General features: G+C 49.0%; 24 protein-coding genes. 13 read left to right on the top strand and 11 right to left on the bottom strand.

Annotation, left to right across the window (positions count from 1 at the left end; all coding sequences use genetic code 11):
• The first annotated feature begins 312 nt into the window (after positions 1-312).
• Positions 313-1,248, top strand: a complete 936-nt coding sequence (locus GJJ30_RS15190; protein ID WP_154176023.1) for a sugar phosphate isomerase/epimerase family protein — start codon at positions 313-315, stop codon at positions 1,246-1,248.
• A 70-nt stretch (positions 1,249-1,318) separates the two neighbouring features.
• On the opposite strand, the gene folE is transcribed toward GJJ30_RS15190, so the two are convergent.
• Together folE and GJJ30_RS15180 are read right to left on the bottom strand one after the other, a co-directional pair.
• Positions 1,319-2,050: a GTP cyclohydrolase I FolE gene (folE, locus tag GJJ30_RS15185; protein ID WP_154176022.1), complete on the bottom strand. Its 732-nt coding sequence runs from the start codon at positions 2,048-2,050 to the stop codon at positions 1,319-1,321.
• Positions 2,013-2,429: a 6-pyruvoyl trahydropterin synthase family protein gene (locus GJJ30_RS15180; RefSeq protein WP_154176021.1), complete on the bottom strand. Its 417-nt coding sequence runs from the start codon at positions 2,427-2,429 to the stop codon at positions 2,013-2,015. The genes folE and GJJ30_RS15180 overlap by 38 nt, the downstream gene beginning before the upstream one ends.
• Positions 2,430-2,768: 339 nt before the next feature.
• Between GJJ30_RS15180 and GJJ30_RS15175 the strand changes: the two genes are divergently transcribed.
• The 7 genes from GJJ30_RS15175 (at position 2,769) to GJJ30_RS15145 (ending at position 9,956) form a co-directional block, all read left to right on the top strand.
• A complete protein-coding gene (locus GJJ30_RS15175) occupies positions 2,769-4,127 on the top strand; it encodes a Gfo/Idh/MocA family protein (protein ID WP_154176020.1) in 1,359 nt (452 codons plus the stop codon).
• Between the two features lie 115 nt (positions 4,128-4,242).
• Entirely contained in the window at positions 4,243-5,475 is a 1,233-nt protein-coding gene (locus GJJ30_RS15170; protein ID WP_154176019.1) for a sugar MFS transporter, read from the top strand.
• Positions 5,475-6,551 (top strand): mevalonate kinase family protein, encoded by a 1,077-nt coding sequence (locus GJJ30_RS15165; protein ID WP_154176018.1) that lies wholly within the window; start codon positions 5,475-5,477, stop codon positions 6,549-6,551. Before GJJ30_RS15170 ends, GJJ30_RS15165 begins: the two co-directional genes overlap by 1 nt.
• Before the next feature lie 152 nt (positions 6,552-6,703).
• A complete protein-coding gene (gene ispG, locus GJJ30_RS15160) occupies positions 6,704-8,725 on the top strand; it encodes a (E)-4-hydroxy-3-methylbut-2-enyl-diphosphate synthase (protein WP_154176017.1) in 2,022 nt (673 codons plus the stop codon).
• A 78-nt stretch (positions 8,726-8,803) separates the two neighbouring features.
• Complete coding sequence (locus GJJ30_RS15155) at positions 8,804-8,992, top strand: DUF6728 family protein (protein ID WP_154176016.1); 189 nt, start codon at positions 8,804-8,806, stop codon at positions 8,990-8,992.
• Positions 8,989-9,342: an MmcQ/YjbR family DNA-binding protein gene (locus tag GJJ30_RS15150; RefSeq protein WP_154176015.1), complete on the top strand. Its 354-nt coding sequence runs from the start codon at positions 8,989-8,991 to the stop codon at positions 9,340-9,342. Before GJJ30_RS15155 ends, GJJ30_RS15150 begins: the two co-directional genes overlap by 4 nt.
• A gap of 65 nt (positions 9,343-9,407) precedes the next feature.
• Positions 9,408-9,956: a tetratricopeptide repeat protein gene (locus tag GJJ30_RS15145; RefSeq protein ID WP_154176014.1), complete on the top strand. Its 549-nt coding sequence runs from the start codon at positions 9,408-9,410 to the stop codon at positions 9,954-9,956.
• A gap of 12 nt (positions 9,957-9,968) precedes the next feature.
• Here GJJ30_RS15145 and GJJ30_RS15140 read toward each other — a convergent pair whose 3' ends face one another.
• From GJJ30_RS15140 to GJJ30_RS15130, 3 genes are all read right to left on the bottom strand, one after another.
• Positions 9,969-11,162, bottom strand: coding sequence for a DUF255 domain-containing protein (locus GJJ30_RS15140; RefSeq protein ID WP_154176013.1), 1,194 nt, complete (start codon positions 11,160-11,162; stop codon positions 9,969-9,971).
• 126 nt (positions 11,163-11,288) lie between these two features.
• Positions 11,289-11,639 (bottom strand): gliding motility protein GldC, encoded by a 351-nt coding sequence (gene gldC / locus GJJ30_RS15135; RefSeq protein WP_154176012.1) that lies wholly within the window; start codon positions 11,637-11,639, stop codon positions 11,289-11,291.
• A 165-nt stretch (positions 11,640-11,804) separates the two neighbouring features.
• The gene (locus GJJ30_RS15130) at positions 11,805-12,557 is read right to left on the bottom strand and encodes a DUF4197 domain-containing protein (RefSeq protein ID WP_154176011.1); all 753 of its coding nucleotides are present in this window, start codon (positions 12,555-12,557) and stop codon (positions 11,805-11,807) included.
• 194 nt (positions 12,558-12,751) lie between these two features.
• Here GJJ30_RS15130 and GJJ30_RS15125 point away from each other — a divergent pair, with 194 nt between their 5' ends.
• The 4 genes from GJJ30_RS15125 to GJJ30_RS15110 all read left to right on the top strand — a co-directional run bounded on the left by GJJ30_RS15125 (position 12,752) and on the right by GJJ30_RS15110 (position 16,696).
• Positions 12,752-14,011 (top strand): competence/damage-inducible protein A, encoded by a 1,260-nt coding sequence (locus GJJ30_RS15125; protein ID WP_154176010.1) that lies wholly within the window; start codon positions 12,752-12,754, stop codon positions 14,009-14,011.
• 110 nt (positions 14,012-14,121) lie between these two features.
• Positions 14,122-15,423, top strand: a complete 1,302-nt coding sequence (locus GJJ30_RS15120; RefSeq protein ID WP_154176009.1) for a dihydrolipoamide acetyltransferase family protein — start codon at positions 14,122-14,124, stop codon at positions 15,421-15,423.
• A gap of 134 nt (positions 15,424-15,557) precedes the next feature.
• On the top strand, positions 15,558-16,169 hold the full coding sequence (locus GJJ30_RS15115) for a hypothetical protein (RefSeq protein ID WP_154176008.1): 612 nt from the start codon (positions 15,558-15,560) through the stop codon (positions 16,167-16,169).
• On the top strand, positions 16,166-16,696 hold the full coding sequence (locus GJJ30_RS15110; RefSeq protein WP_310588313.1) for a 5' nucleotidase, NT5C type: 531 nt from the start codon (positions 16,166-16,168) through the stop codon (positions 16,694-16,696). The genes GJJ30_RS15115 and GJJ30_RS15110 overlap by 4 nt, the downstream gene beginning before the upstream one ends.
• A gap of 156 nt (positions 16,697-16,852) precedes the next feature.
• Here GJJ30_RS15110 and GJJ30_RS15105 read toward each other — a convergent pair whose 3' ends face one another.
• The 6 genes from GJJ30_RS15105 to GJJ30_RS15080 all read right to left on the bottom strand — a co-directional run bounded on the left by GJJ30_RS15105 (position 16,853) and on the right by GJJ30_RS15080 (position 23,499).
• Positions 16,853-17,665 carry an acyl-CoA desaturase gene (locus tag GJJ30_RS15105; protein ID WP_310588312.1) on the bottom strand — a complete coding sequence of 271 codons (813 nt, stop codon included), beginning with the start codon at positions 17,663-17,665 and terminating at the stop codon, positions 16,853-16,855.
• A 125-nt stretch (positions 17,666-17,790) separates the two neighbouring features.
• Positions 17,791-18,429, bottom strand: a complete 639-nt coding sequence (locus GJJ30_RS15100; protein ID WP_438821598.1) for a DUF4159 domain-containing protein — start codon at positions 18,427-18,429, stop codon at positions 17,791-17,793.
• Between the two features lie 73 nt (positions 18,430-18,502).
• Positions 18,503-19,201, bottom strand: a complete 699-nt coding sequence (locus tag GJJ30_RS15095; protein WP_154176006.1) for a 16S rRNA (uracil(1498)-N(3))-methyltransferase — start codon at positions 19,199-19,201, stop codon at positions 18,503-18,505.
• 45 nt (positions 19,202-19,246) lie between these two features.
• A complete protein-coding gene (locus GJJ30_RS15090; RefSeq protein ID WP_154176005.1) occupies positions 19,247-19,816 on the bottom strand; it encodes a hypothetical protein in 570 nt (189 codons plus the stop codon).
• 87 nt (positions 19,817-19,903) lie between these two features.
• On the bottom strand, positions 19,904-21,112 hold the full coding sequence (locus GJJ30_RS15085; RefSeq protein ID WP_154176004.1) for a M28 family metallopeptidase: 1,209 nt from the start codon (positions 21,110-21,112) through the stop codon (positions 19,904-19,906).
• A 197-nt stretch (positions 21,113-21,309) separates the two neighbouring features.
• The gene (locus tag GJJ30_RS15080) at positions 21,310-23,499 is read right to left on the bottom strand and encodes a glutamine synthetase III family protein (RefSeq protein WP_154176003.1); all 2,190 of its coding nucleotides are present in this window, start codon (positions 23,497-23,499) and stop codon (positions 21,310-21,312) included.
• A 317-nt stretch (positions 23,500-23,816) separates the two neighbouring features.
• On the opposite strand from GJJ30_RS15080, the gene GJJ30_RS15075 reads away from it, so the two are divergent.
• On the top strand, positions 23,817-25,649 hold the full coding sequence (locus GJJ30_RS15075; RefSeq protein ID WP_154176002.1) for an LTA synthase family protein: 1,833 nt from the start codon (positions 23,817-23,819) through the stop codon (positions 25,647-25,649).
• Positions 25,650-25,669 lie beyond the last annotated feature (20 nt).

Below are 25,669 nucleotides of genomic sequence, written 5' to 3'. Positions count from 1 at the left end.
CCTTTTAAATGATTACCATTCAATTCCTGCCTAACTTACCAACTGAGGTTTTCATTTTTGGCGAAAAAGAGCGGTTTTGAGTTGTCCAAATTTCAATGTATTTACCCCATTTTGATTTGGTAGCGAGAAATACTCATTTTCCCAATTTCAGTGGTCCAGTGACGGAGCGGTTTTAGAATACTTTTTTCCATCCTCCCGATTTCCAATCAGCTCTCCAACCTTTTTTTATGATTGATCCGACCACCTTTTTCATTAACTTGCCTTTCAGCTTCATCCCCGGTTAAGGGCCAACCCAACCTAAAACGTAAAAATATGGCATCACGTCGCACTTTTTTAAAACAACTCAGCGCGGTAACGGCTTTGTCTTCAGCCCTCCCGGCCCTTGCGGAAACGGCCGCTAAAAAACCGTTCTTTGAAATTTCGCTGGCCGAATGGTCACTTCACAAGGCACTTTTCAACGAGAAAAAAATTACCAACCTCGACTTTCCGGGTCTCGCCAAAAAAGAATTTGGGATCGATATTGTGGAATACGTCAATCAATTCTTCAAGGACAAAGCACAGGACGCAACTTATCTGAAAGAATTGCTAATGCGCTGCAAAGATAACGGCGTTCGAAACCACCTGATCATGATCGACGGCGAAGGATTTCTGGGCGAAACCGACGCCGCCAAACGCAACGAAGCCGTTGAAAAACACAAACCCTGGGTCGAATGCGCCAAAACGCTGGGCTGCAAAACCATTCGCGTCAATGCGTTTGGCAAAGGCACGGAAGAGGAAGTTGCCAAAGCCGCCGTCGATGGACTCGGGAAATTGGGCGAATTTGCCAAAACCATGAATATCAACGTCATCGTTGAAAATCACGGAAGCTACTCTTCCAATGGTCAATGGCTGACGGGTGTTATGAAGCAGGTAAATATGAAAAATGTCGGTATTCTGCCCGATTTCGGCAATTTCTGTATCAAACGCAGCGACGGATCGGAATGGGGCGGCAAGTGCGTGGAAGAATACGACCGGTACAAGGGCGTAACCGAAATGATGCCGTTTGCCAAAGGTGTCAGTGCCAAAACCCACGATTTCGACGCCAGCGGCAATTGCACCGAAACCGACTATATGCGCATGATGAAAATCGTGAAAGACAGCGGATTTAAAGGAATTGCCGGAATCGAATACGAAGGCTCCACATTAAGCGAATACGACGGCATCAAAAAAACCAAAGCGCTCCTGGAGCGCGTGGGGACACTTGTTTGATTTTTTTTTAATGAACAATTAATAATGAATAGGCTGACGCAAGAAATTCATTATTAATTGTTCATTTCAATTAAAGCGCAGCCGTCGGTTCGCTGACGTGGCGCAAAAATTCCTGGCGGGTGGCGTCGTCTTTGAATTTGCCGCCGTAATGAGCGGTTACCGTCGAGCTGTTGACATCCTGCACCCCGCGCATGGAAACGCACAAATGCCGGGCGTCGATAATGACAGCCACATCTTCCGTCTGCAAAACTTCTTTTAATTCATGGGCAATCTGCTCAGTCAAACGCTCCTGAACCTGCGGCCGTTTGGCATAATATTGCACAATGCGGTTTAGTTTGGATAAACCGATCACTTTTCCGCTCGAAATGTAGGCCACATGCGCCCGCCCGATGATCGGAACGAGGTGATGCTCGCAGTGCGAATGAACGGTTATTCCCTTTTCAACCAGCATTTCGTTGTACTGGTATTTATTCTCAAAAAGGGCCGCCTTCGGTTTATTCGCCGGATTCAGTCCGCTGAAGATTTCCTTCACATACATCTTGGCCACGCGACGGGGCGTACCTTTCAGGCTGTCGTCGGTCAGATCCAGGCCCAGAATGTTCAGAATCTCGCGAAAATGATCTTCGATCAGTTCAATTTTGGTGTCGTCGCTGATATCAAACGCATCAGCCCGTAACGGGGTATCAATTGAGGAACCCACATGCTCATCCCCAATTTCGTCCACTGTCAACTCATCCAGCATATTATAAGTAGGGTGATGGCCGTTAGACCGGGTATTCAACGAAGTTCCGTTCGGTTTCATAGAGTCTGATTTTCAAGTCCAGAGATAAATCAAGTTTACTGCGCAGCGAATCGTAAATAACAATGGCGATGTGTTCAGCGGAAGGATTCAGATTTTTAAATTCTTCGGTATCCAGGTTAAGGTTTTTATGGTCAAATTTGTCCGTAATGTGCTCTTTAATCAGATCGCTGAGCACTTTCATGTCCATTACAAACCCCGTCACGGGATCAACCTCACCGGTTACCTGAACAAACACCTCGTAATTATGGCCGTGATAATGAGGATTATTACACTTGCCAAAAACCCGCCGGTTTTCTTCCTCCGACCATTCGGGGTTGTGGAGACGATGAGCCGCGTTGAAGTGTTCTTTGCGGAACACCGCTACCCGTTTTTTGTCCATTCTGTCAGAACCGGCCACCCGGTTTTTTACGATTGTTAAAAATTCTCGACCAAAATGTCGTCAGAAAGGTTGTCTGCAACACATTTGAGCCGTCAAGCGGTGGAATTTTCCGCTTTCAGGAGAAATTTTAGTGAGTTTCGGGAATATAACAGCCGGGTTGCCGGTTTGGTTCATCGTTCTGTTACGCTTGTGTTAATTATCTATAACCGCATTGTTAGGGATAAACCGTTTTCTGTCCAAAACATTAATCGCGAAGTAATCGATGCATTTTTTTTTCCTACCGATATTTTGCTTTTTTTTACGCACAAGTCCACTGCTAACCCTTAATTTCAAGACCTTTTGAAAACGAATCGACGCCATTTTCTGCGATCTGCGGCCGCAACGGTTTCCTCTGCTCATTTATTTCCCTCCATTTTAACCGGCGCACCGGAGCAGGATAAGAAAGTCCGGCTGGCGTTCATTGGCGTCGGAGGGCGTGGCCGCAGCCACGTTGAACAGGCACTTTATCGGCCGGATGTTGCCATTACGGCAATCTGCGATATCGATCCCGAAGCCATCAACCGCACCAAAGCCATGATCAGCAAGGCCGGTCGGCCCGAAGCGGCTGTTTATGGAAAAACTGATCGGGATTTCGAGAACATGCTAAAACGCGACGACATCGACGGCGTTGTGATTGCCACGCCCTGGGAATGGCACGTGCCCATGTCCGTAGCCACGATGAAAGCCGGAAAATACGCGGGCGTCGAAGTATCGGCAACCGTCACCCTGAAAGAATCCTGGGACCTGATTGACGCATCCGAAAAAAGCGGAATGCCCTGCATGATTCTGGAAAATGTCTGTTACCGACGTGATGTGATGGCGGTTTTGAACATGATTCGGCAGGGAATGTTCGGAGAAATGCTCTATGCGCACTGCGGTTATCAGCACGATTTACGCAATGTTAAATTCAACGATGGAACGGTTAAACAGGGCGTTGGTGCCGAATTTGGAGCCAAGGGTTATTCCGAGGCTCGCTGGCGCACCCAGCATTCCGTCGAACGCAACGGCGACTTGTATCCGACGCACGGTTTGGGGCCCGTGGCCCACTGGCTGGATATCAACCGTGGAAACCGGTTTTTGCACCTGACTTCCACGGCAACAAAATCCCGGGGATTGCACAAGTACATCGTTGATAAGGGCGGACCGAATCACCCCAATGCCAAAGTCAATTTCAAACTGGGCGATATTGTCACGACGGTCATTCAGTGCGCCAATGGTGAAAATATCGTCATCATGCACGATACCAACTCGCCCCGCCCCTATTCGCTCGGTTTCCGGGCGCAGGGAACGCAGGGAATTTGGATGGACGACGGAAAAACGATTTATATTGAAGGAACGAGTCCAAAACCGCACCAGTGGGAGCCGTTTAAGGAGTATCAGGAGAAATACGATCACCCAATCTGGAAACGCCACGCCCAAACCGCTGAAAATGCGGGGCACGGCGGCATTGACTTTTTCGTCATCCGGGCCTTCATCGAATCCGTCAAACGAAAAGTGGCTCCCCCAATCGATGTCTATGACGCAGCGGTCTGGAGCGCCATAAGTCCGCTGTCGGAAGAATCCATTGCCAAAGGCAGCAAACCGATTGAAATTCCGGATTTTACGCGGGGAAAATGGAAAACCAACAAACCCATTTTTGCGCTGAATGACGACTATTAGGCGGGTAATTGCGTAAAATTCAAAATAAAATTCTTATTTTTAAAAAATTTTAAAATATTCTAAACAGCGGCAGTCGCTTCAGTCTGCCGCCCTGAACGCTTTATACGCCAAAACGATGACCCCGACCGCCACCCGGAATTCCACCAGTAATTACCTCGGCCCACTGCTGATTGTCGGCATGTTATTTTTCATTTTTGGATTTGTCACCTGGGTAAACGGTGTCCTGATTGCCTTTTTCAAACAGGCCTTTCAACTCAGCACGGTAGGCTCGAACCTGGTTGCGTTCGCGTTCTTTATTTCATACACCGTCATGGCCATTCCATCCTCCGTGTTGCTGAAGCGAACGGGTTTTAAAAACGGGATGTCACTCGGTTTGATCGTCATGGCAATCGGAACAGTCATTTTTATCCCGGCCGCGAAAGCGGTTTCCTATCCACTGTTTCTGGTCGGTTTATTCCTGATCGGGATCGGTTTAACGGTTCTGCAAACGGCTTCAAATCCCTACGTGACAATCCTTGGTCCACGCGAAAGTGCCGCCCAACGGATCAGTTTTATGGGTGTTGCCAATAAACTGGCCGGAATTATCAGCCAGTTGATATTTGGAGGATTACTGCTGACCAGCGGAACCGTATTATCCGCTTCCGAGTCGTTGGATAAAGTGGTGACGCCGTATATGATTCTGACGGGCGTTTTGATTGTGTTGGCCATGCTGATCCGGTTTTCTACGCTACCTGAAGTTTCGGAAGAACAGGAAGAAGATAAAACAGTAGTCGTTAAAACCGCCACGACGGAAAGTGTCTGGCAACACGCTAATCTAGTCCTGGGCGTCCTGGCCATTTTCTGTTACGTGGGCGTCGAGGTCATCTCCGGTGATACGATTATTAACTACGGAACCGCTCTGGGGTTCACAAATGATCGGGCGAAATACTTCACGGCCTATACGCTGTACGGCATGTTAGGTGGTTATATTTTGGGAATTATCTTGATTCCGCGCTTTCTTTCCCAGCAAAAATCGCTTTTGTACGGCACCAGCCTGGGAGTGATTTTAACGATTGGCGCCTTGATTTCGGACGGTTTCACTTCGGTTTTGTGCATTGCACTGCTCGGTTTTGCCATCGCCCCCATCTGGCCTGCCATCTGGCCGCTGGCGCTCAATCGCCTGGGTCGCTTTACGAAACTGGGTTCCGCCCTGTTGATCATGGGAATTTCCGGTGGAGCCCTGTTACCATTGTTACACGGTTATTTAACCGACACCGTCAGTCCTAAACTTGCTTACGCCCTAATCCTTCCTCTCCTGGGTTACATTTTGTATTATGCACTGGTGGGAAGCAAAAAAACCAATTGGTAATGAGTCAATTAAGCGTTTCTACACCCGGCCGAATCTGTTTATTTGGTGAACACCTGGACTACCTGGGTTTGCCCGTTATTGCCGCTGCTATCAACCGGCGCATCCGAATTACCGGTTTTCAACGGACTGACACCAAAGTGATTATTAACCTCCCGGACGTCAACGAACGGGAAGAATTCGATTTGTCGGGATCGAGTCTGGTTTACACCAAACCGCGCGATTATTTCCGCAGTAGTTACAATGTGCTGGTCCGGCACGGCTACCGGTTTTCGAAGGGAGTTGAATGTGAAGTTCGCGGCAATATTCCGATCAATTCCGGCACCTCCAGTTCTTCGGCACTCGTGGCGTCCTGGCTTCATTTTCTAATGCGCATGAGCGATCGTCCCCGACTGTTAAGTCGTCAGGAAATCGGCAATCTGGCTAACGAAGCCGAAACCCGTGAGTTTGGCGAGCCGGGCGGCATGATGGATCATTATTCGACGGCCATTGGCGATGTGATTTATCTGGAATCTGAACCGGAAATCGAAATCGAAGAACTGCGCCCCAAACTGGGTGCCTTTGTCCTGGGCGATTCGCAGGAACCCAAAGATACGCTGACCATTCTGGGGCGGTTACGCACCGGGGTGAACGACATTGTGAAAAAAATCGAAGCCATCAACCCGGAATTTTCGCTGCATACGACCGACGTTCTGGAACTGGACGATTACCGTCCGTATTTATCCGGCGGTGAAAATATCCTGCTCGAAGGCACTATTTCCAACCGCGATTTGCTCCGTGAAGCCCGGCAGGAATTGGAAGCCGCCGACCTGAATCACAATCGACTGGGCGATCTGCTCAACCGTCACCACGCGAATCTGCGGGACGCGCAACGCATTTCAACGCCGAAAATTGACCGGATGCTCGAAGCCGCCCTCAACGCCGGTGCGCTGGGCGGGAAAATCAACGGTTCAGGCGGTGGTGGCTGCATGTTTGCCTATGCGCCCGGCCATGCCGGTGCCGTTGCCGAAGCGATCGAACGGGCTGGCGGTGCGGCCTATATTATCCGCGTCGATGAAGGCACGAAGGTGGAAGAATAAATAACTCACTGATTTTCAATCATTATAGCATTAACTCACTTTTGGCCGTAAGGAACAATTTGGGCCAAAAGTGAGTTCTACAGATAGCTTTTGCGGGGAAAACGCTCCGGTTTTTCTACCTTTGTATCTCTTCCGCACACGCTGTTTAGGCTATGCTTGACTTCGCAACACCGTCATTACTATCATCCGCCGAAAAACCGGCTCTTTATTGCAATTCCCTTACCGGTTATTCCCGTCGTAAAACGATCACAGTACCCATCGGCACGGTCCCTTTAGGTTCCGATTTCCCCATTCGGGTACAGTCAATGACGACCATCGATACGATGGACACGCTCGGTTCGGTCGAACAGTCGATCAAAATGATCGAAGCGGGTTGCGAATACATCCGAATTACCGCGCCAAGTGTGAAAGAAGCGCAGAATCTGGAAAACATCCGCAAAGTATTACGGGCGCGCGGCTACACCACGCCCCTCGTTGCCGACATCCACTTTACCCCCAATGCCGCCGAACTGGCCGCTCGAATTGTGGAAAAGGTTCGGATCAATCCCGGGAATTATGCGGACCGGAAGCGGTTCGAAACCATTGATTACACGGATGCGTCCTACGCGGCAGAACTCGACCGGATTCGGAACAAATTCCTGCCGTTGGTCCGGATTTGCAAGGAATACGGAACGGCCATGCGGATTGGTACCAACCACGGTTCGCTCTCGGACCGGATTTTAAGCCGCTACGGCGATACACCCCTTGGGATGGTGGAATCAGCGCTGGAGTTTCTGCGAATTTGTGAAGACGAAAACTACCACAGCATCGTCCTTTCGATGAAATCCAGCAATCCGCAGGTCATGGTCGAAGCGTATCGGTTATTGGTCCATCGCCTTGACGCGGAGGGCTTAAAACCGTATCCGCTGCATTTGGGCGTTACCGAAGCGGGTGAAGCCGAGGACGGCCGGATTAAATCGGCGGTGGGCATCGGAACCCTGCTGGAGGACGGTTTGGGAGACACTGTTCGGGTTTCACTGACCGAAGATCCGGAACGGGAAGCGCCTGTTGCGCAGGCGCTTATCGACCGATATACCAAACGGGCGGAACACCACCCAATTCCACCGATCAACCATTACCCGATCAATCCGTTTCAATATACCCGGCGGAAAACCCACGAGGTCGCCAACTTTGGTGGGATTAACGTGCCGCGGGTGATTGCCGATTATTCCGAAATACCGGTTACGGATCACGAACAACTCCGGCCGGTTGGTCATTTTTACCTGCCTGTCCCCGACAAGTGGCGGATGAATGATCTGGGAACGGACTATATCTATACCGGATCGGAACCGGTATCGTTCATGTTACCCAACGGGCTGAAAGAAATATTGAATTACGACACCTGGCTTGCCGCCAGCGATAAGGTCCATAAATTTCCGCTGCTCCATTCGCATCAGTATTTAGCTAATCGACAAAAACCGTCCGGTTTACATCCGGTGCTCAATTTTGTCGAAACGCGTCTGGGTGACTTCTCCGACGAATTAGCCAGCGCGTTACAGAAAGACAAGCACGTGGTGCTGGTGGTTCGGACGGAAAATTCCCACGCAATGGCCGAACTTCGGCGGATTTACGGTGAATTAATCGACCGATCCATTACGTGTCCGGTTGTTAATCTGCGCAGTTTTCCGGACAGTCAGGGCGATTCGTTGCAATTGTATGCGGCTACGGATATCGGCGGTTTGCTGGTGGATGGCCTGGGCGATGGCGCCTGGCTGGCAACCGACCTGCTGCCCGCAATGCCGGAGGAAGAACGGCTGCAAACCGCCAGCCGGTACAATTCGATTGCGTTTGGCATTCTTCAGGCCGCGCGCACCCGGATGTCGAAAACCGAGTACATTTCCTGTCCGTCGTGTGGCCGTACGCTCTTCGATTTGCAGGAAACCACCGCCATGATCCGCAAACGAACCGATCATTTGAAAGGCATCAAAATCGGCATCATGGGTTGCATTGTCAACGGGCCTGGCGAAATGGCCGATGCCGATTATGGTTATGTCGGCATCGGAAAAGACAAAATTTCGTTGTACCGGGGTCAACAGGTCATTAAAAAATCGGTTACTGCCGAGCACGCCGTCAACGAACTGATCGAACTGATCAAAGAAGACGGTCGCTGGAACGAACCGGAAACGGAATTATGAGTTAAGAATTAAAAGTTATGAGGTTTTCAGCTTGCGTCAGCCAACTCATAACTTATCACTCTTATCTAAAAATCTATTATGTCCAGAATTGGGGAGTATTTTAAACTGGGGGAAGTGTTCCGGTATTTTTTCCGGGTTTTTCAGAAACCTGACCCGAGCCGCCCGACCAATACCAACATCCGCATGATGCACGGAATCAACCGAATTTCGATCATTATGTTCCTGATCTGTCTGATCGTGATGATTGTCAGAGCGATAATGCGATGAATATTGAAACGCTGCGCCAATATTGTCTTTCCAAAACCGGTGCTACCGAATCCTTTCCGTTCGGTGAAGAAACGCTGGTGTTTAAAGTCGGCGGCAAAATGTTCGGGCTGACCTCGCTGAATGACGATCCACTGTCGGTTAATCTGAAATGCGACCCGGAACTGGCCGTTGAGTTGCGAGAACAGTACGATGCGGTCCGGCCGGGATTTCATATGAATAAAGTTCACTGGAATACGGTTATCATCGACGGGACGATTCGGGAAAGTGAACTAAAAAAATGGATCGATCATTCTTACGAATTGATTGTGAAGAGCTTGCCGAAAACAACTCAGCGGGCGCTCGAAAAATAAGGCTTGAGTTGCAAGATTCGGGCTTTTTTGGTAGTTTAGAGTACTTTTGTGAAAACTTCAGACGAATGGAAGTTGCGCTGCTCGGATTCCTGTTCATGGTGTTTTTGTTCGCCCGGTATTTCGTGATTGATCACGATACGCCCGCCGACAAAGACCGTCATCGGTTTGCCGAAGGAATTGCCCTGGCCCAGCTCCACCGCTACGAAGAAGCCCTGGTTTACTTCAACGAAGCTGTTAAAAAGTATCCCAAATCTTCCCTGGCGTTTGCGTATCGGGGAAAATGCCACCTGCGGAATGAAAATGCGTATTCGGCACTCTTCGACCTGACTTACGCACTCAGCCTCGACAACACCATTCCCGATTCATACCTCGATAAAGGAATTGCGCTGTATCAACTTAACCAGTTTGGGGAAGCCTTTAAAGAATTTGACAAAGCCGTCTGGTATTTTCGGGGCCAACAACCCGACGCCATCCGCTGGCGGGCTCTGGCGCGGATGCAGCTCGATCAGTACACGCAGGCGCAAAAAGACCTGATTCGGGCCATTGAACTGGGCGACGAAAACTCGGCGTATTTGTTGAAGCAACCGCCTTTCTCGAATGTTATCTATTCCTAAAAAACCCCTGCCCTACTTCAAGCGGGCAATCTGATCGGTATTTCGTTTTGTATCCAGTTTAGCGGTTTTTGCCATTTCAAGCGATTTCTGAGCCGCTTTCAACCCATCCGTCGTTTTTCCACCCCGGCGATACACTTCCGCCAATTCAAAATACAAATCAGCCTGTTCGGCCGGATTTTTGGCCTGCGGAATCGCTTTATTGGCCCAACGCGCCACCGTCGGCGCATCGCTGGCGTCCGGGCTTTTCCGATTAAATAACCGGATCACATAAAGGTATTCGGGTGTAGAAAACTGGTTCTGGGCAATATGTTCATCCATCCGCGAAGCCGCTTTGGTAGCCTGTCCGGCGCGAAAATAGGCGTTTATTTCCGGCAAGAGCGTCCGGTTACTGGCCACCCGCGGTTCAATGCCCACCTGCTGAAGCTGATTGCGGATGGTAATGATTTTGGCGGCCGGATACTGACTGCCTCGGCTGCTGTACAACGAAGACATCAAAATATTTTCGCCTACGGTTTTCACCATCTCGGCGCCATTGGCTTTGACAAACTGGTCGAGGTGGCCAATCATGTACTGGAACATCGGATTATCGATGTCCAGAATCAGCTTTTGCAACACCAGCCAGTTGGTCGGACTGGTGTAGGTGTTAGCCGCCTGCCGGGTTGCATAATCGTTCATGACTTTGATGTTCGTCACGGTATCGCGCGTCACCCGGGCCAGCATTCCGTAGTCAATCAGGAAATTAGCTGAGCGTTCCCCGCCCTCATATCGTTTCGCCATGGCTGATGAACGGATTTCCGGATTCAAAGCCGTCGTTCCGTGCCGAATCACCTCGTCCACCGTGTTATTACTCATTGCCATGTGAATCAGATTCCCTTTGGCATCCATGTACAGAAACAACGGCAGCGATGGCACGAAGAGGTGATTTTTGTCCAGAAAAGCGACTGTACTTTTGGCCGAAATGTCGATTTTAGAGTTGATAAAGCGGGAATTGTAGAATTTTCCGACGCTCTTGTCCTGAAAAGTGGGAATAAAACTCTGGCAAACGTGGCAGGTTTCGGAATAGACTTCAATAAAAACCGGTTTTTTAGCCTTTCGTGCCGCTTCGAAAACCGTCGGAAGTGCCTCCTTCCGAAACTGCACGCCCTGAGCGGCCACCAAACCTACCGTAAGCCAAACAACAATTAAAAGGGAACTGAACTGTTTCATCGTAAGATTCTGGAATGGAATAGGTTTACGGTTTACCGTTTTCGGTAAGCTGATTCATTCAACAATTACTATTTAAAACGCGACAGCTTACCGAAAACGGTAAATCGTAAACCCAAAAACCGTTAATTACGCTTGCTTTTGCTGCTCGCGGTATTCTTCTTCGACTTTTTTACTCAAGGCCCGGCAAAGATTGTCGATCTGATCCGCCATGGGCTGATCGCCGGTCGCAGTCACAATGGTATCGGCCAAGCTTCCGAGCACTTCAATGCAAAACCGCTTCATGTCGGTCACGGCCATGTCTTTGGTCCATAAGTTCAGCCTCAGCGTACCCTGGTTGTAATGATCCCAGACCGAAACCACAACCGCTTTAGTGTCGCTCAACCCTTCATTTGGATTGTCCGTGGCATTCCAGAAAATCTTTTCCGGGATATTTTGATCGTCTAATTCAACTGCAAAATTGATTTCTGATTTTTTCATCGTTTTCGTATTCAAACATTAAAAACTCCGCAAACCCGGGCCGAATCGCCAAAAGGCAGCTCAGTCCATTGCGGAGTTCTACACCCTCAAAGGTAACCATTTGTCGCACGGATTTCCAATGGTGCGGGTGCGATTCAAAATCAAAAAACCGGCTTTTACCGCATTCTATTGCTGACCAAACACTTTCTTGAGTAAATCCGTCACCCGGGCCGCCGGGTTTTCCCGAATCCGTTTTTCTTCCTGTTCAACCAGGGTAAAAATTCCGTCAACCGCTTTGGTTGCCGCGTAGTGGGTTAGGTCCGGATCCACTTTCTGGGTAACAATCGGCAACTTATTGTAGGTATTGACGAGATCGCCGTAGTAGCGGGTCGCGCTGTTTTTCTTCAGGGTGCTGTCGATAACCGGCGTAAAAGCCGCTAGCAATTCCGTCGAAGTCGTTTTCTTCAAATACTGCGTGGCCGCGTTTTTTTCTCCCCGTAAAATACCAATCGCGTCCTGAATGGTCATGGAAGTTAGCGCATTCAGGAAGATCGGTTTTGCTTTTTTAGCGGCATCTTCGGCCGACCGGTTGAGCGATAAAATAAACTGGTCGACCTGTTTGCCCATTCCGATTTTGCGCAATGCCGACTCTACTTTCTGGGCTTCCGGGGGCATCAGAATTTTAATCAGGGAATTTTTGTAATAACCGTCTACGGCCGAGGCCTGGTCGGACCCTTTGCTTATTCCGATCCGCAGGGCTTCTTTCAAACCGCTGGCAATTTCGTCGCTCGACAATGATCCCCCCGACGCGGCCTGGCCAACTTTTTCAAGAATCTGGCCAAAGACATTCTTCTTTTTCGGTTGCGTGGAATCCGACTGGGCTAATGCGGTGCCCGAATAAACGGCGAGTATCAGGCCCAGAATTACTGTTTTTTTCATGTGCTAATCAGGTTGACTCTACTTGTGAAACGTTCGCCGAAGTTTTATCGGCAAAAGATAAACCGTTTTTTTACGTATTTTTGGCTCGAAACCAATCGGTCGATTGTTGTTTCATCAATCGCCTTTACTTCGTAAGACAGGAAAACTGGGCAAAAGTCAAAGGCCGAACCGCAAAAACTTGAAGATTCCCTTTCATGAAATCAATTTTGGCCGAAGTAATAACGATTGGTGACGAAATACTGTTTGGGCAAATTACCGACACCAACACCCAGTGGCTCGGTGCTGAATTAACAAAAATCGGAATCCGAACCGTCCGTAAATCTTCGGTTGGCGATCAAAAAGATGCCATTATTGGTGTTTTGAAAGAAGCCACCGAACGCGCCGATCTGGTGATTATTACCGGCGGTTTAGGGCCGACGAAGGACGATATTACCAAAGTAACGATCTGCGAGTTTTTCAACACAACGCTCGATCGAAATCCCGAAGCGCTGGCCTTTGTGACGAAGTTTTTTGAGAGTAGGGGTCGCCAAATTACTGAAATTAACGCGAAACAGGCCGATTTACCGCTGAACTGCACGTACATTCCGAACGACTGGGGCACCGCTCCGGGCATGTGGTTCAATGAAAACGAAACAGTTTATATATCGTTGCCGGGTGTGCCGTTCGAAATGAAAAATCTGATGCAGCACCGGCTGATTCCGATGTTGCAGAACCATTTTGAAACTCCGGCCATCGTTCACAAAATGATTCTGACGGTCGGAATTGGTGAGTCGTTTTTAGCCGAAACCATTGCTGCCTGGGAAGATGCCCTGCCGGGTCACATCAAGCTGGCGTATCTGCCCAGTTTCAGCCAGGTGCGACTCCGACTGACCGGAACCGGAACGGACCCGATTCAACTTCGAAAAGAACTCGATGAGCAGGTCGCGGCCGTTTTGCCGCTGATCCAGCAATATGTCTTTGGGTATGACGATGATCAACTGGAAACCAAAGTCGCCGAACTCCTGTCTAAAAAAAGCTGGATGCTGGCCACGGCCGAGAGTTGCACCGGCGGTTTTGTGGCGAGTCAGATCACGAGATTTGCCGGTTCCTCTGCGTACTTCGTAGGCGGGGTCGTAAGTTACAGCAATACGGTTAAAGTCAATCAGTTGGGTGTAAAACCCGAAACGCTGAACCAGTTCGGAGCCGTAAGTGAAGAAACTGTTCGCGAAATGGCGGAGGGCGTCCGTAAAAATCTGGGGGCCAATGTGGGGATTGCCACGAGCGGAATTGCCGGCCCCGACGGCGGAACACCCGAAAAACCGGTCGGCACGATCTGGATTGCCTGTTCAACCGAAAAACAAACCGTCTCCCGCTTGCTGAAATTCGGTCCGCACCGCGAACAGAACATTCAACTAACCAGCGTTCACGTCTTAAACCTCCTTCGGCAAACCTTGCTGGAAGAACAAGAGGAATGAATAGAATTAACAATGAATCATGAACATTGAAAACCGTAATCCTTTTCATTGTTCATGATTCATTGTTAATTCTATTCTTCTCTATCATAAAGTAGAAAAAAGGAAAATCTATGGCACTTGTTGACATGGTAATGCCCAAAATGGGCGAAAGTATTATTGAATGTACGGTTATCTCCTGGCTCAAACAGCCCGGTGACCGCATTGAAGCCGACGATTCAATTCTGGAAGTTGCTACTGATAAAGTCGACACGGAAGTTCCAGCTTCGCACACTGGTATTTTGAAAGAAGTGCTCGTCCACGACGGCGATGTCGTAGCCATCGGCAGCCCCGTTGCCCGGATCGAAGTGGAACAGGAAGAAGGTGTGGCCGCCGAACCGCTGCCGCCGGGTGAAACGGAAGAGCAGGACGTTGCCAGCGTGGCGGCAAAGCTGGAAGCCGAACTATCGCAGTTTTCGTCCCGGAATCCGGAAATTCGCACGGATGCGGAAACAGCGGTTGGCGAACCCAATCGCTTCTATTCCCCACTGGTTATGAGCATTGTCAAGGCCGAAGGGATTTCCCAACAGGAACTCGCATCTATTACCGGCACGGGTGCCGAAAACCGGGTTACCAAAAACGATATTCTGGCGTACGTTGAAAAACGGAAAACCGAGCCGGTTTCGCCTGGTCCGGCGCTGCCAAAAGCTGTATCGGTTAACGGACAGAACGATATCATTCAGATGGACCGGATGCGGAAGATGATCGCGGAACGGATGGTGGAATCGAAACGGATTGCGCCCCACGTTTCGTCGTTTGTCGAAACCGATATGACGGTTCTGGTGCAATGGCGGGAACGGAACAAAAAGGAATTTCAACAGCAATACGGCGAAAACATTACATTTACGCCCCTGTTGATCGAAGCGGTTGTCAAAGCCATTCGGGATTTTCCAATGATCAATATATCGGTTGATGGAGACCAGATCATTGTCAAAAAAGCGATTAACATTGGCATGGCGGTGGCACTACCGAGCGGAAATCTGATCGTGCCGGTGATCCACAACGCCGATCAGTATAATCTGGTGGGTTTAACCAGGAAAGTTAACGACCTGAGTCGTCGCGCCCGCGAGAACAAACTCACCGCCGACGATCTGGCAAATGGCACCTACACGGTTTCCAACATCGGAACCTTCGGCAATCTGATGGGAACGCCCATTATTGTGCAGCCGCAGGTCGCCATCATGGCCTTCGGTACGATTGAGAAAAAACCGGCCGTGATTGAAACGCCCCAGGGCGACCTGATCGGAATCCGTCAGAAAATGTTTATTTCCCACAGCTACGACCACCGCGTGGTTGACGGCTCACTGGGAGGCCAATTTGTCAAACGGGTCTCAGATTATCTCGAGCGGTTTGATTCGGACCGGAAGATCGTGTAAGCAGGGCCGGACAATTCAAGCTGTCATTTACGCACTTCACCCGACGAAAGTAACACACGGCACAGTTGGAGACGGAATCATGCCATCTTTAAGGTTAGTTTTGGGTCGATTTTCACTTAAATACCACCATTCCAATGAAAGTAAGACTGATTTTCTCCGGCGTACTGTGCGCGTTATCGGGTTTCACAGCTGTTTTTGCCCAAAGTAACGCGCGGGTCGATAAAATCCAGGGCATCGAAACGTACGTCATGTGTGAACCCCTGCGGGCGTACGAAACCGTGTTCGAAGTCTCCTCCGGGGCTAAAGCAGCTTCCCTGTTTACCGGTGGCGTTGTCAACGAAGGCGTTTCGGATAAAGCATCGCAATTTGTCAGACGAGCCAGCAAGCAGGGAAAAAGCGACAACAAGGAATTCGATGCGGTAGTTATTTCGGGCTCCAAAACCGCGATTGCGGTGAAGTTTAAAGGTGATGGTGGCGACAAAGGACTGGCTAAGGTCCGGAAAATCGATGGGTTGGCGGTATATGTGATGAATGAGCCCCTGAAAGAGTACGAAACCGTGGTCGATGCGTCCGGCGGTTTGAAGGCTAAATCCTATTTTACCGGCGGAATTGTCAACAATTCCATCGAAGAAGACATTGAACAGTTTGTCCGGCGGGTGAAAAAAGAAGCCGACGAAGCCAAAAAACCAATCGACGCCGTTGTATATTCAAGCGGCAAAAGAGCCATTGGTGTAAAATTTAAATGATGAAACCTCGCATTGCAATTGACATGGATGACGTGCTGGCGGACACCGTCGGCAAGTTTATTGACATTTACCGCCGTGATTTTGATACCGAAGCGCTGCCTACGGTTTTCCGGGAACAATCCTTTCATGAACTGCTCGAAAAAGACGTTTCCCAGAAACTCTCGGACTATGTTCATGAACCCGGTTTTTTTACGGACATTGCCGTGATGCCCGGTGCCCAGGAAATTACCCGCGCCTTATCGGAAAAATACGATCTCTTCGTAACCTCAGCCGCGATGGAGTTCCGCAATTCGCTTTCGGAAAAATACGACTGGCTGGATCAGCACTTTCCGCACATTCACTGGAAAAACCGGGTATTTTGTGGCGATAAAAGCATTATCAGAGCCGAGGTCATGATCGACGATATGCCGTACAATCTGGTCAGTTTTCAGGGTAAAGGCCTGCTGTTCGACGCTCCGCACAACCGCGATAACACACTCTTTGAACGGGTACTTTCGTGGGAAGAAATTGCGAAAGTGTTGCTTTAAGTGTAGAGATAAGAGGTTAGATTAGAGACAAGAGAGTTAAGCACACGGACATTCTTTTATTCTCTTGTCTCTTGTCTAAGATCTACTGTCTCAAAAAATCAAATCCCCGGCAATCATCAGATTGCCGGGGATTTGATTTTTTATTCCTTGTTGCGTTTACGCAGACATGGTTTCGTTTTTCTCCACCAGCCGCTCGTGACCGGTTTCAAATTCCGCGCTCGTTGCTTTTACGGGACGCATTTTGATGATACCCACCGCCGACAGGAATCTAATAACCGGATAGGTCGGATCGAGTTCGTACCATTTAGCGCCAAAATTAGCGGCATTCGGGCGTTTGTGGTGGTTGTTCTGGAACAGCTCGCCCATCATCAGCCAATCGAAGAACATCGAGTTCTTTGATTTATCATGGTTGTCAAAATTGGCGTATCCGTATTTGTGGCCGCTCCAGTTGACGATAGCGCCGTGGATCGGGCCCATCAGGAAGTGAATCGGCAACAGAAAGAAGAACGCCCAGTGCATATCGAGGTAAACAAAAGCGAAGATGTAGAACAGTGAATAAGCCGTTCCCCAGGCAACGCGCGAAATCCAGGAATCGCCGACTTTTTCCAACGATTCCCAAACCGGATAGTTACGATCAAATTTGGCTTCAATGGGTTTAACCCGGTTCAAAACCGCGTTATAAATGTCTTTTGTTTTCCACATCATCGTGAATACGTTTTTGGTATGATGCGGAGAATGCGGGTCTTTGGGCGTATCGCTAAACGCATGGTGCATCCGGTGCAAAACCGCATACGCCCGGGGGCTCAGATACGATGACCCTTGCGAAAGATAGGTCAGGAAAAAGAAAAACCGCTCCCAAACCTTACTCATCGTGAACATTTTATGCGCCGAATAGCGGTGCAGGAAAAATGTCTGGCAGAAGAGTGAAATGTACCAGTGAAGAACAAAGGCAATAAGGATTATTACCACGGGATAAAATTTGTTAAAGGTGAATGGCTAAAAACCAACTTCAGTGCAATTAGATTATACAAATCTACAACAATAACGTAGATAGTTAATAGAATAAGACAAATTTTTGAAAATTATTTTTTTCATCAGAAGGCGGTCGTCGAATACTGTAAAAGGTTCGCTCCCATCCGTAAAGCCTGCTGGCGGGCCTCTTCGGGGTCATTATAGACCGATTGATCCTCCCAGCCATTGCCCAAATCGCATTCGTAACTATAAAAACAAATTAACCGGCCTTCCCAAATTAATCCAAATCCCTGCGGTGACTTTCCGTCGTGTTCGTGGATTTTAGGAAGGCCATTCGAGAAGGCATATTTCTGATGATAAACCGGGTGATTGTACGGTAATTCGATAAATGACAGTTCGGGAAATACCTTTTTCATCTCGCGCCGGATGAATTTGTCCAGTCCGTAATTGTCATCAATGTGCAAAAAACCGCCCGACATCAGGTACCGGCGCATATTCTGAGCTTCGGCGTCCGAAAACACCACGTTGCCGTGGCCGGTCATGTGGACGAACGGATACGAGAACAATTCCGGGCTCCCGACTTCAACAATGTCCTCTTCCGGAAAAATATTCATCCGCAAATTGGAATTGCAAAACTTGATCAGGTTCGGAAGGGAGGTCTTGTTGGCGTACCAGTCGCCCCCGCCATTGTATTTAAGCTTCGCGATTTTATACGAATATTGCGCCCATACCGCCGTTGAAGTCCCGCACGTGAAAAACAAGATCGCAAGTATAAATCCAGTCAGTCGTTTCATTCCAATAGACTTTAAACGCTAAACTCACTTTAACAGAAACTTATCCGGCGTTAATTAAATGAATTGTGTGACAGGCTGCCAGCGCTGCGGTTTCCGTTCGCAGCCGGGTTGATCCCAAGGTAACCATTTTAAATCCCTTCTCAACTGCCTGAACAATTTCATTTGCCGAAAAGTCACCTTCCGGTCCAACCAGCATCAGCGTAGTTCCCCCCGGTTGGGCGGTTTTAAAAAAAGATGCAGCCGGTTCATTTTCAGGCAAATGGGCAATGTACCGGTGATCAGCTGACAATGTTAAGGCAGTTTCAAACTCCATTAAGGGGTTAATTACCGGCTTATAAAACTGTAACGATTGTTTCATGCCCGCAATTGCAATCTTTTCCAGCCGATCCGTTTTTAACATCCGGCGTTCGGAATGCTGACCGATAAAAAAGCTGAACTGATCGATGCCAAATTCGACCGCTTTTTCCACCAGCCACTCAATCCGGTCGCTGTTTTTGGTGGGCGCCACCGCCAGATGAATCCGGTACGGACGGGGCGGTTCAAACTCGGTTTCCACAATTCGAAACGTACAACGGCGCGGATCGGCGGTTATGATCACACATTTATGACGTTTTCCGTTTCCGTCGGTCACATCAATGGTCGCGCCTTTAGACAGACGGAGTGTTTTGACGCAATGCCGGGATTCTTCCTCGCTCAGAAACGAATTCGATTCTGCGTCGGGCTGATAGAACAAATGCATAATCAATCGCTGGCAAACACCGGTTTGCTTCCCCTTCAACGCTTCTTACTCCTCCGATTCGCCGTTCGAAAATGAATACATGGTCTTATCCAGCTTCAATGTATTCTTGTTAAACTGATCGATAAAATCTTCAATCACATCTTCCGTGATTTCCTCAACATTCAGGCAAACATCCAGGCTGATTCCGTACTCAAAATCGTGGTCAATCTCGATATGTTCCTGAACCTTAACAGCTTCCGTTTCTTCGATTTCCTCGATTAGTTCAGTCAGAAACAATTCAATTTCCTCTTCCAGTTCCGGTTCGATCCGGTAATCGGGTTTGCGTTCTTCCACCGGAACGTATTGCGGAAACGATTTTTTAACTTTCTCCATGGCCATTTCATACACAAGACTGCTGTGATGCAGGCGCAGGGTGTAAATGATGGCGTCGTATATAACTTCGTTCTCTTTGTGCTTTCCGACAAACTGAACATGAACGCATTCGCCGGAATTCAGAACCTCCAGGTCATCGTCTTCATCTTCGACATACACGAACGAGCTTCCTTCTTCTTTGCACTCATCTTTCAGAAGTTGAATTGTTTCCGGTTCAAATCCTTCGTTTTTATACGTTGCCATTTCAATTACTGTTAAATTTTATTCTTCCAGACAAATCTACGAACGCACCTGCGATATTCAACATCCAAATACGATACTCCGTTCAATTCACAATTTCTCGGCCGTAATTTCGTACGTCTGATAATGCCGCACAATCGTCTGAATGGCAAAATCAACGGCCGTCGGGATGGTTGATAAATCCGTCACAAGCAGTTGATCCTCCGGGCGATGAATATTCGGCATCCGCCCCTTGCGGTCCATCGCCGACAGGGTCATAACCGGTATTTTACGGCGGACAAACCAGACGCTGTCGAAGTCGGCAATGTGCCAGCGGCCGGGTTTTACCAATCCCTGAAACGGTTTTTCATCCAGCAGTTTTTCCGCCGATACCATCAATTCGTTGGCGTATTCAATCACTTCAATCGTCCCGGTATGCTTGATCAGGTGAAGCGATCCATTGCCTAAGGTATCAAAATTAACCACGGCCGTCCGGCCCTTCGGCCAGCTATCAACATGCTTATTAAGGTACGCGCGCGAACCGATCATGCCCACTTCTTCGGCGCCGGTCAATACGATTTCCGTCTCCAGTCCGGGCAAATAGAGTTGCTTCAATCGCTCCGCTGTGGCAATGGCGGCAACTACGCCCGTCGCGTTGTCGCTGGCTCCGTTGGAGTGGCCGTAAAGCCAGTATCCGAGCGTGCCGAGCAAAGCCTGAAGCACAAAATAGGCAATCAAACCGTAGCGAGTCCAGGGCACCCAGCCGCTGTTCAGGCCGAGTTGTTCGAAGGTCAGCAGAAAACCGGCGCCCAGCATCAAAACCAGTGAAATGACGAGCGAGATGTGAAAGCTATTGACAGTGCCGGTCCGGTAGAGCAGCGAAATCGGAGCAGTATCGTAATGCGCCATCAGAATGACTTTCATGACCGGTTTTTCGTGGTCACCCGCGTAACCGAAACCGGTTTCCCGCCAGCGTCCAATAATATTGTGCGAAGTAACCAGCGGAGGAAGCTGGGTTACCGGGGAAAACCGCCAGTTGAAAAAAAGCCAGGCCAAAACGATCCAGCCCCAACTCCAGATAACCGCTACCCAGCCCAGCCATGGAGCCACCAGCAAACCGCTTGATAATCCGGCAACTAACCAATAAATAATGGAGGTATAGGTCCGGGGAGTCCGAAAGGGTTCTACCACAACCGTTGCCTGAAGCTCCCGAAGAGTCGATGCCAGTAATTCGATGGCAGGCGCTTCGAAGTTCGTAGCCGCACCCCGGTGTGGCAGGCGGCTCAAATCGCGTATTAACGTTTCAACGGTAAACGGCATCTGCGAATTCTGTTAGGTCGGACGGGGGCAAGTTTCGCACTCAAAATTTGGTTTAGCGCGCAAAAGTGTAAATAAACGGTTAATTCTATAAAAAGCCGTGAAGCAGAACAAAAACCCCAGTCTAAAGTAACATAAAAACAAAAGCCTGCACCAATTGGCACAGGCTTTATGTAACGATTATGGTTGGAAAAACATAATTACTTGACAAACAGCATTTCGCGGTATTTCACCAGCGGCCAGTCTTCATCATCGATGATTAATTCGAGCTTGTCAACTTCGTACCGAATTACGTCGAAGAAATCCTTCACCTCCGTGGCGTAAACTTTGGCCATTTCGGCGGTATCCGTCAACGCATTGGCTTTCTTGCGAGTCTCGGTCATGGCGTCGACGCCCTTCTTGATCGCCAGCACGCGGGCCGAAACTTCGGCAATGATGCCTTTGATCGGATCGGCTTCCGTCGTCATGCCCAGATCAACGAGCGCTTTAGCGGTTTCGGCCAGTTTGTTCAGGTATTTCAACGCCGTTGAAACTACGTGATTCATGGCCAGGTCACCAATCACGCGCGACTCGATCTGTACTTTCTTAACGTATTTTTCGAGTTCGATTTCGTACCGGGAATGTACTTCGGAGTGGCTCAGAACGCCCGTGCGCTCGAACAGATCCAGCGAGTCCGGTTTCAGGTAAACGCCCAACGCTTCCGGCGACGACTTGATGTTCGACAGTCCGCGTTTGGCCGCTTCCTCAACCCACTCATCCGAATAACCGTTTCCTTCGAACAGAATGCGTTTTGAATCCGCGTAATACGCTTTCAGGATATCAACAATGGCCAGCTCTTTCTTTTCACCGGCAGCCAGACGTGCGTCCAGATCCGCCTTGAATTTGTTCAGCTGATCGGCCATGATCGCGTTGAGAACCGTCATGGTCGAAGCGGAGTTGGCACCACCACCGACGGCACGGAATTCGAATTTGTTACCCGTGAAAGCAAACGGTGACGTCCGGTTCCGGTCGGTATTGTCGCGCAGCAGCGACGGAATCCGATTGATTCCCAGTTTGTAATAAACGTTATCGCCTTTATTTACAATCACTTCCGACTTCGTTTCAAGATCTTCCAGCGCTTTCGTCAACGACTCACCCAGGAAGATCGATACGATGGCCGGGGGAGCTTCGTTGGCACCCAGTCGGTATTCGTTACCGGCCGAAGCAATGCTGGCACGCAGCAGGTCTGCATGGTCGTGAACCGCCTTGATGACGTTGACGAGGAAAGTCAGAAACCGAAGGCTCTCTTTTGGTTTCGAGCTGGGAGCCAGCAGGTTAACACCGGTGTTGGTTCCTAGGGACCAGTTGTTGTGTTTCCCGCTACCGTTGATACCAGCGAACGGTTTTTCGTGGAACAACACTTTAAAGTTGTGACGCTCGGCCACTTTCTCCATCAAGTCCATCAACAGGGCGTTGTGGTCGATGGCCAGGTTGACTTCTTCAAAGGTCGGAGCCACTTCAAACTGGCCGGGAGCCACCTCGTTGTGACGGGTCCGGACCGGCATACCGAGTTTCATGGCTTCGAATTCGAAATCAACCATGAACGCGTTTACGCGCGGGGGAATCGTTCCGAAATAGTGATCTTCCAATTGCTGACCCCGGGCCGGCGCATGACCGAAAACCGTCCGACCGGCCATTACCAGGTCCGGACGGGCAAAGAACAGGGCTTTATCAACGACAAAATATTCCTGCTCAGGTCCGAGTGTTGGAGTTACTTTCGTAACATTCCGGTCGAAATACTGGCAAACCGCTGTTGCAGCTTTATCAACAGCCGACAGAGCTTTCAGCAGCGGAGTTTTATAGTCAAGGGCTTCACCCGTATAAGAGATGAAAACCGAAGGAATGCAAAGCGTTTTACCACCGGCACCGTTGTCCATCAGGAAGGCAGGGGAGCTGGGGTCCCAACCCGTATAACCGCGCGCTTCGAACGTATTCCGCAAACCGCCACTGGGGAAAGAAGAAGCATCCGGCTCCTGTTGAACCAGGGCCCCGCCTTTAAATTTCTCGATTGCCTTGCCTTCCATCGTTACGTCGAAAAACGCATCGTGTTTTTCCGCCGTGTCGCCGGTTAGCGGCTGGAACCAGTGGGTGTAGTGGGTTGCTCCTTTTGCAACCGCCCAGGATTTCATGGCATTTGCAACTTCATCCGCAATATCGCGGTCAACCTTACCACCAGTTTCAATGGCCTGAGTAATTTTAAGGTAGGCTTCTGGCGACAACAGGGAACGCATTACCTCATTATTAAAGGTATACGAGCCGTAGTATTCGGAAACACGTTCCGAAGGAGCCGCTACCGAGAGGGCTTGCCGACTTTGTGCAATTTCGAGAGCTTTAAACCGAAAGTTAGACATATTAGGTTCGAGGTGGTTTTTGGATTAAAAACGCCCAAAAATAGTCATTATCTGATATAAATTCCAACAAATCACATCAATTTTAACCTATTTTTCACGAAAAATTGTTAAAAATCACAAATATCGGTTTCAATCGAATCAAAATTACACTTCTGGGAAAATAACTATTTCACAATATTTTTGCACCTACCCTAGAACGAATTGCATCTACGTAAGATGTGAACTTCGCTATTCTTACAACCGTTTATCTAATAAGCATTTATACCTCTTTAAAACCTGTTAACTTTACCGTCCATTTACCGTATTTTCTGTACTTAATGAAGAGTCGATTCCTGCTTATTTTGGTTTATTTCATTGGCTGGACGGTCTGGTTGTTACTTAGTCGGGTCCTTTTTCTGATCTATCAGCCTCAAACTCAGCAGTTGGACCCTTCAACGATTCTGGGCGTTTTTGCAAACGGCTTGCGGATGGATTTGTCAACTGCCGGTTATCTGACGATTTTGCCCGCTCTTCTGATTGCCATTTCCCCGGGGTTGTTTCCAAAAAAAATTTCCACGACGCTCCGGGTGATTACGTTTGTTGAATTGATTATCGTTTCGTCCGTCACCGTTGCCGATCTGGAAGTCTTTCGCGCCTGGGGTTTTCACCTGGATGTTACTCCGCTGCATTTTTTAAAATCACCCCGCGAAGCAGCTGCATCAGTGGCGGCCTCCCCCATTCTGTCGCTGGTAACGCTTTTCATCGGTATGTTGCTGGTCGGCAGTTATTTTTTTAACCGACTGATTCAGCAGTTCGTCAGCCAATTCGAACCGGTTCGCTGGTGGATTGCAACTCCAGCCCTTTTACTTGCTGTGGTGGCATTGATTCTTCCGATTCGGGGGGGATTTCAACTGGCGCCCATGAATGTGAGTACGGTTTATTTCTCACCGATTGCCTTTGCCAATTACGCGGCCGTGACTCCTCAATGGAATTTTATGCAATCCTGCCTGGAGGGGAATAAATACGGCACCAATCCGTTTGCCTTTTTTGAAAAAGGTCAGGCTTCTAAAACCTTAAAGTCTCTTTATCAGCCCGTTGCGGCTCATCAGCCGGTGATTTCCACCATCCGGCCCAATGTAATTGTAATCGTCTGGGAAAGCTTTACGGCCAAATCTGTTGCGGCATTGGGTGGTCGTACGGGCATAACGCCCCAGTTTGAAAAACTGACGCATGAAGGGCTTTTTTTTAATCAGTTTTATGCCAGTGGCGACCGCAGTGAAAAGGGCCTGATTGCCCTCCTGAGCGGTTTTCCGGCCCAGGCCACCGCATCCATCATGACCTTACCGGCCAAAGCGGAGAAATTACCGACGTTGGGGCAGCAATTTAAAAAAGCCGGTTACCAGACGTCTTTTTACTACGGAGGTGAAACGGAGTTTGCCAACATTAAATCGTATCTCTTTCATAATCAATTTGATCGGATTGTTTCCAAAACGGATTTCAGGCCTTCTGACTGGAATTCCAAATGGGGTGCGCACGATCACATTGTTTACAATCGAATTTTATCGGATTTGAGCAAAACGAAAGCGCCATTTTTTGTTTCGTTTTTCACCCTGAGCAGCCACGAGCCGTTTGAGGTTCCGATGAAAACCGTAATTACCGGTTCCGATGAAGAATCGCTGTTTCTCAATTCAATGTACTATGCTGATCAGAGTTTGGGCAATTTTATCGCCCAGGCGAAGAAGCAACCCTGGTGGTCGAATACACTCCTTATTATTACCGCCGATCACGGCCACCGCTTACCGGTTTTGACTTCCGACCGTGTGCGCGATTTTCACATTCCGATGCTGTGGCTGGGCGGTGCGCTGAAGGCTACGCCACGGGTGATTGATCAGATTGGCTCGCAAACCGACCTGGCTTCTACCCTGTTGCGCCAGTTGAATCTGGATGCTTCCGATTTTAAATGGAGTCGCGATTTGCTGAATTCCCAGAATCGACCATTTGCCTACTTCGCCTTCAACAACGGTTTTGGCATTGTTCAACCCAACCGCCATTTGCTTTTCGACAACACCAGCCGCCAGCTCATTTCATCGGGTGGAACTGTTCATAAAGAAGATATTGAATTGGGCGAAGCGTACGAAGAAGAATCGTACCAGGATTTTTTGAACAAGTAACGTGCGTAAGTTTTTGTATT

It is taken from the genome of Larkinella terrae, from assembly GCF_009668025.1.
In the GTDB taxonomy this organism is placed as follows: Bacteria; Bacteroidota; Bacteroidia; order Cytophagales; family Spirosomataceae; genus Larkinella; species Larkinella terrae.
The sequence above is the reverse complement of the archived record's forward strand: the minus strand, read 5'-3'. Positions and strand labels throughout refer to the sequence as shown.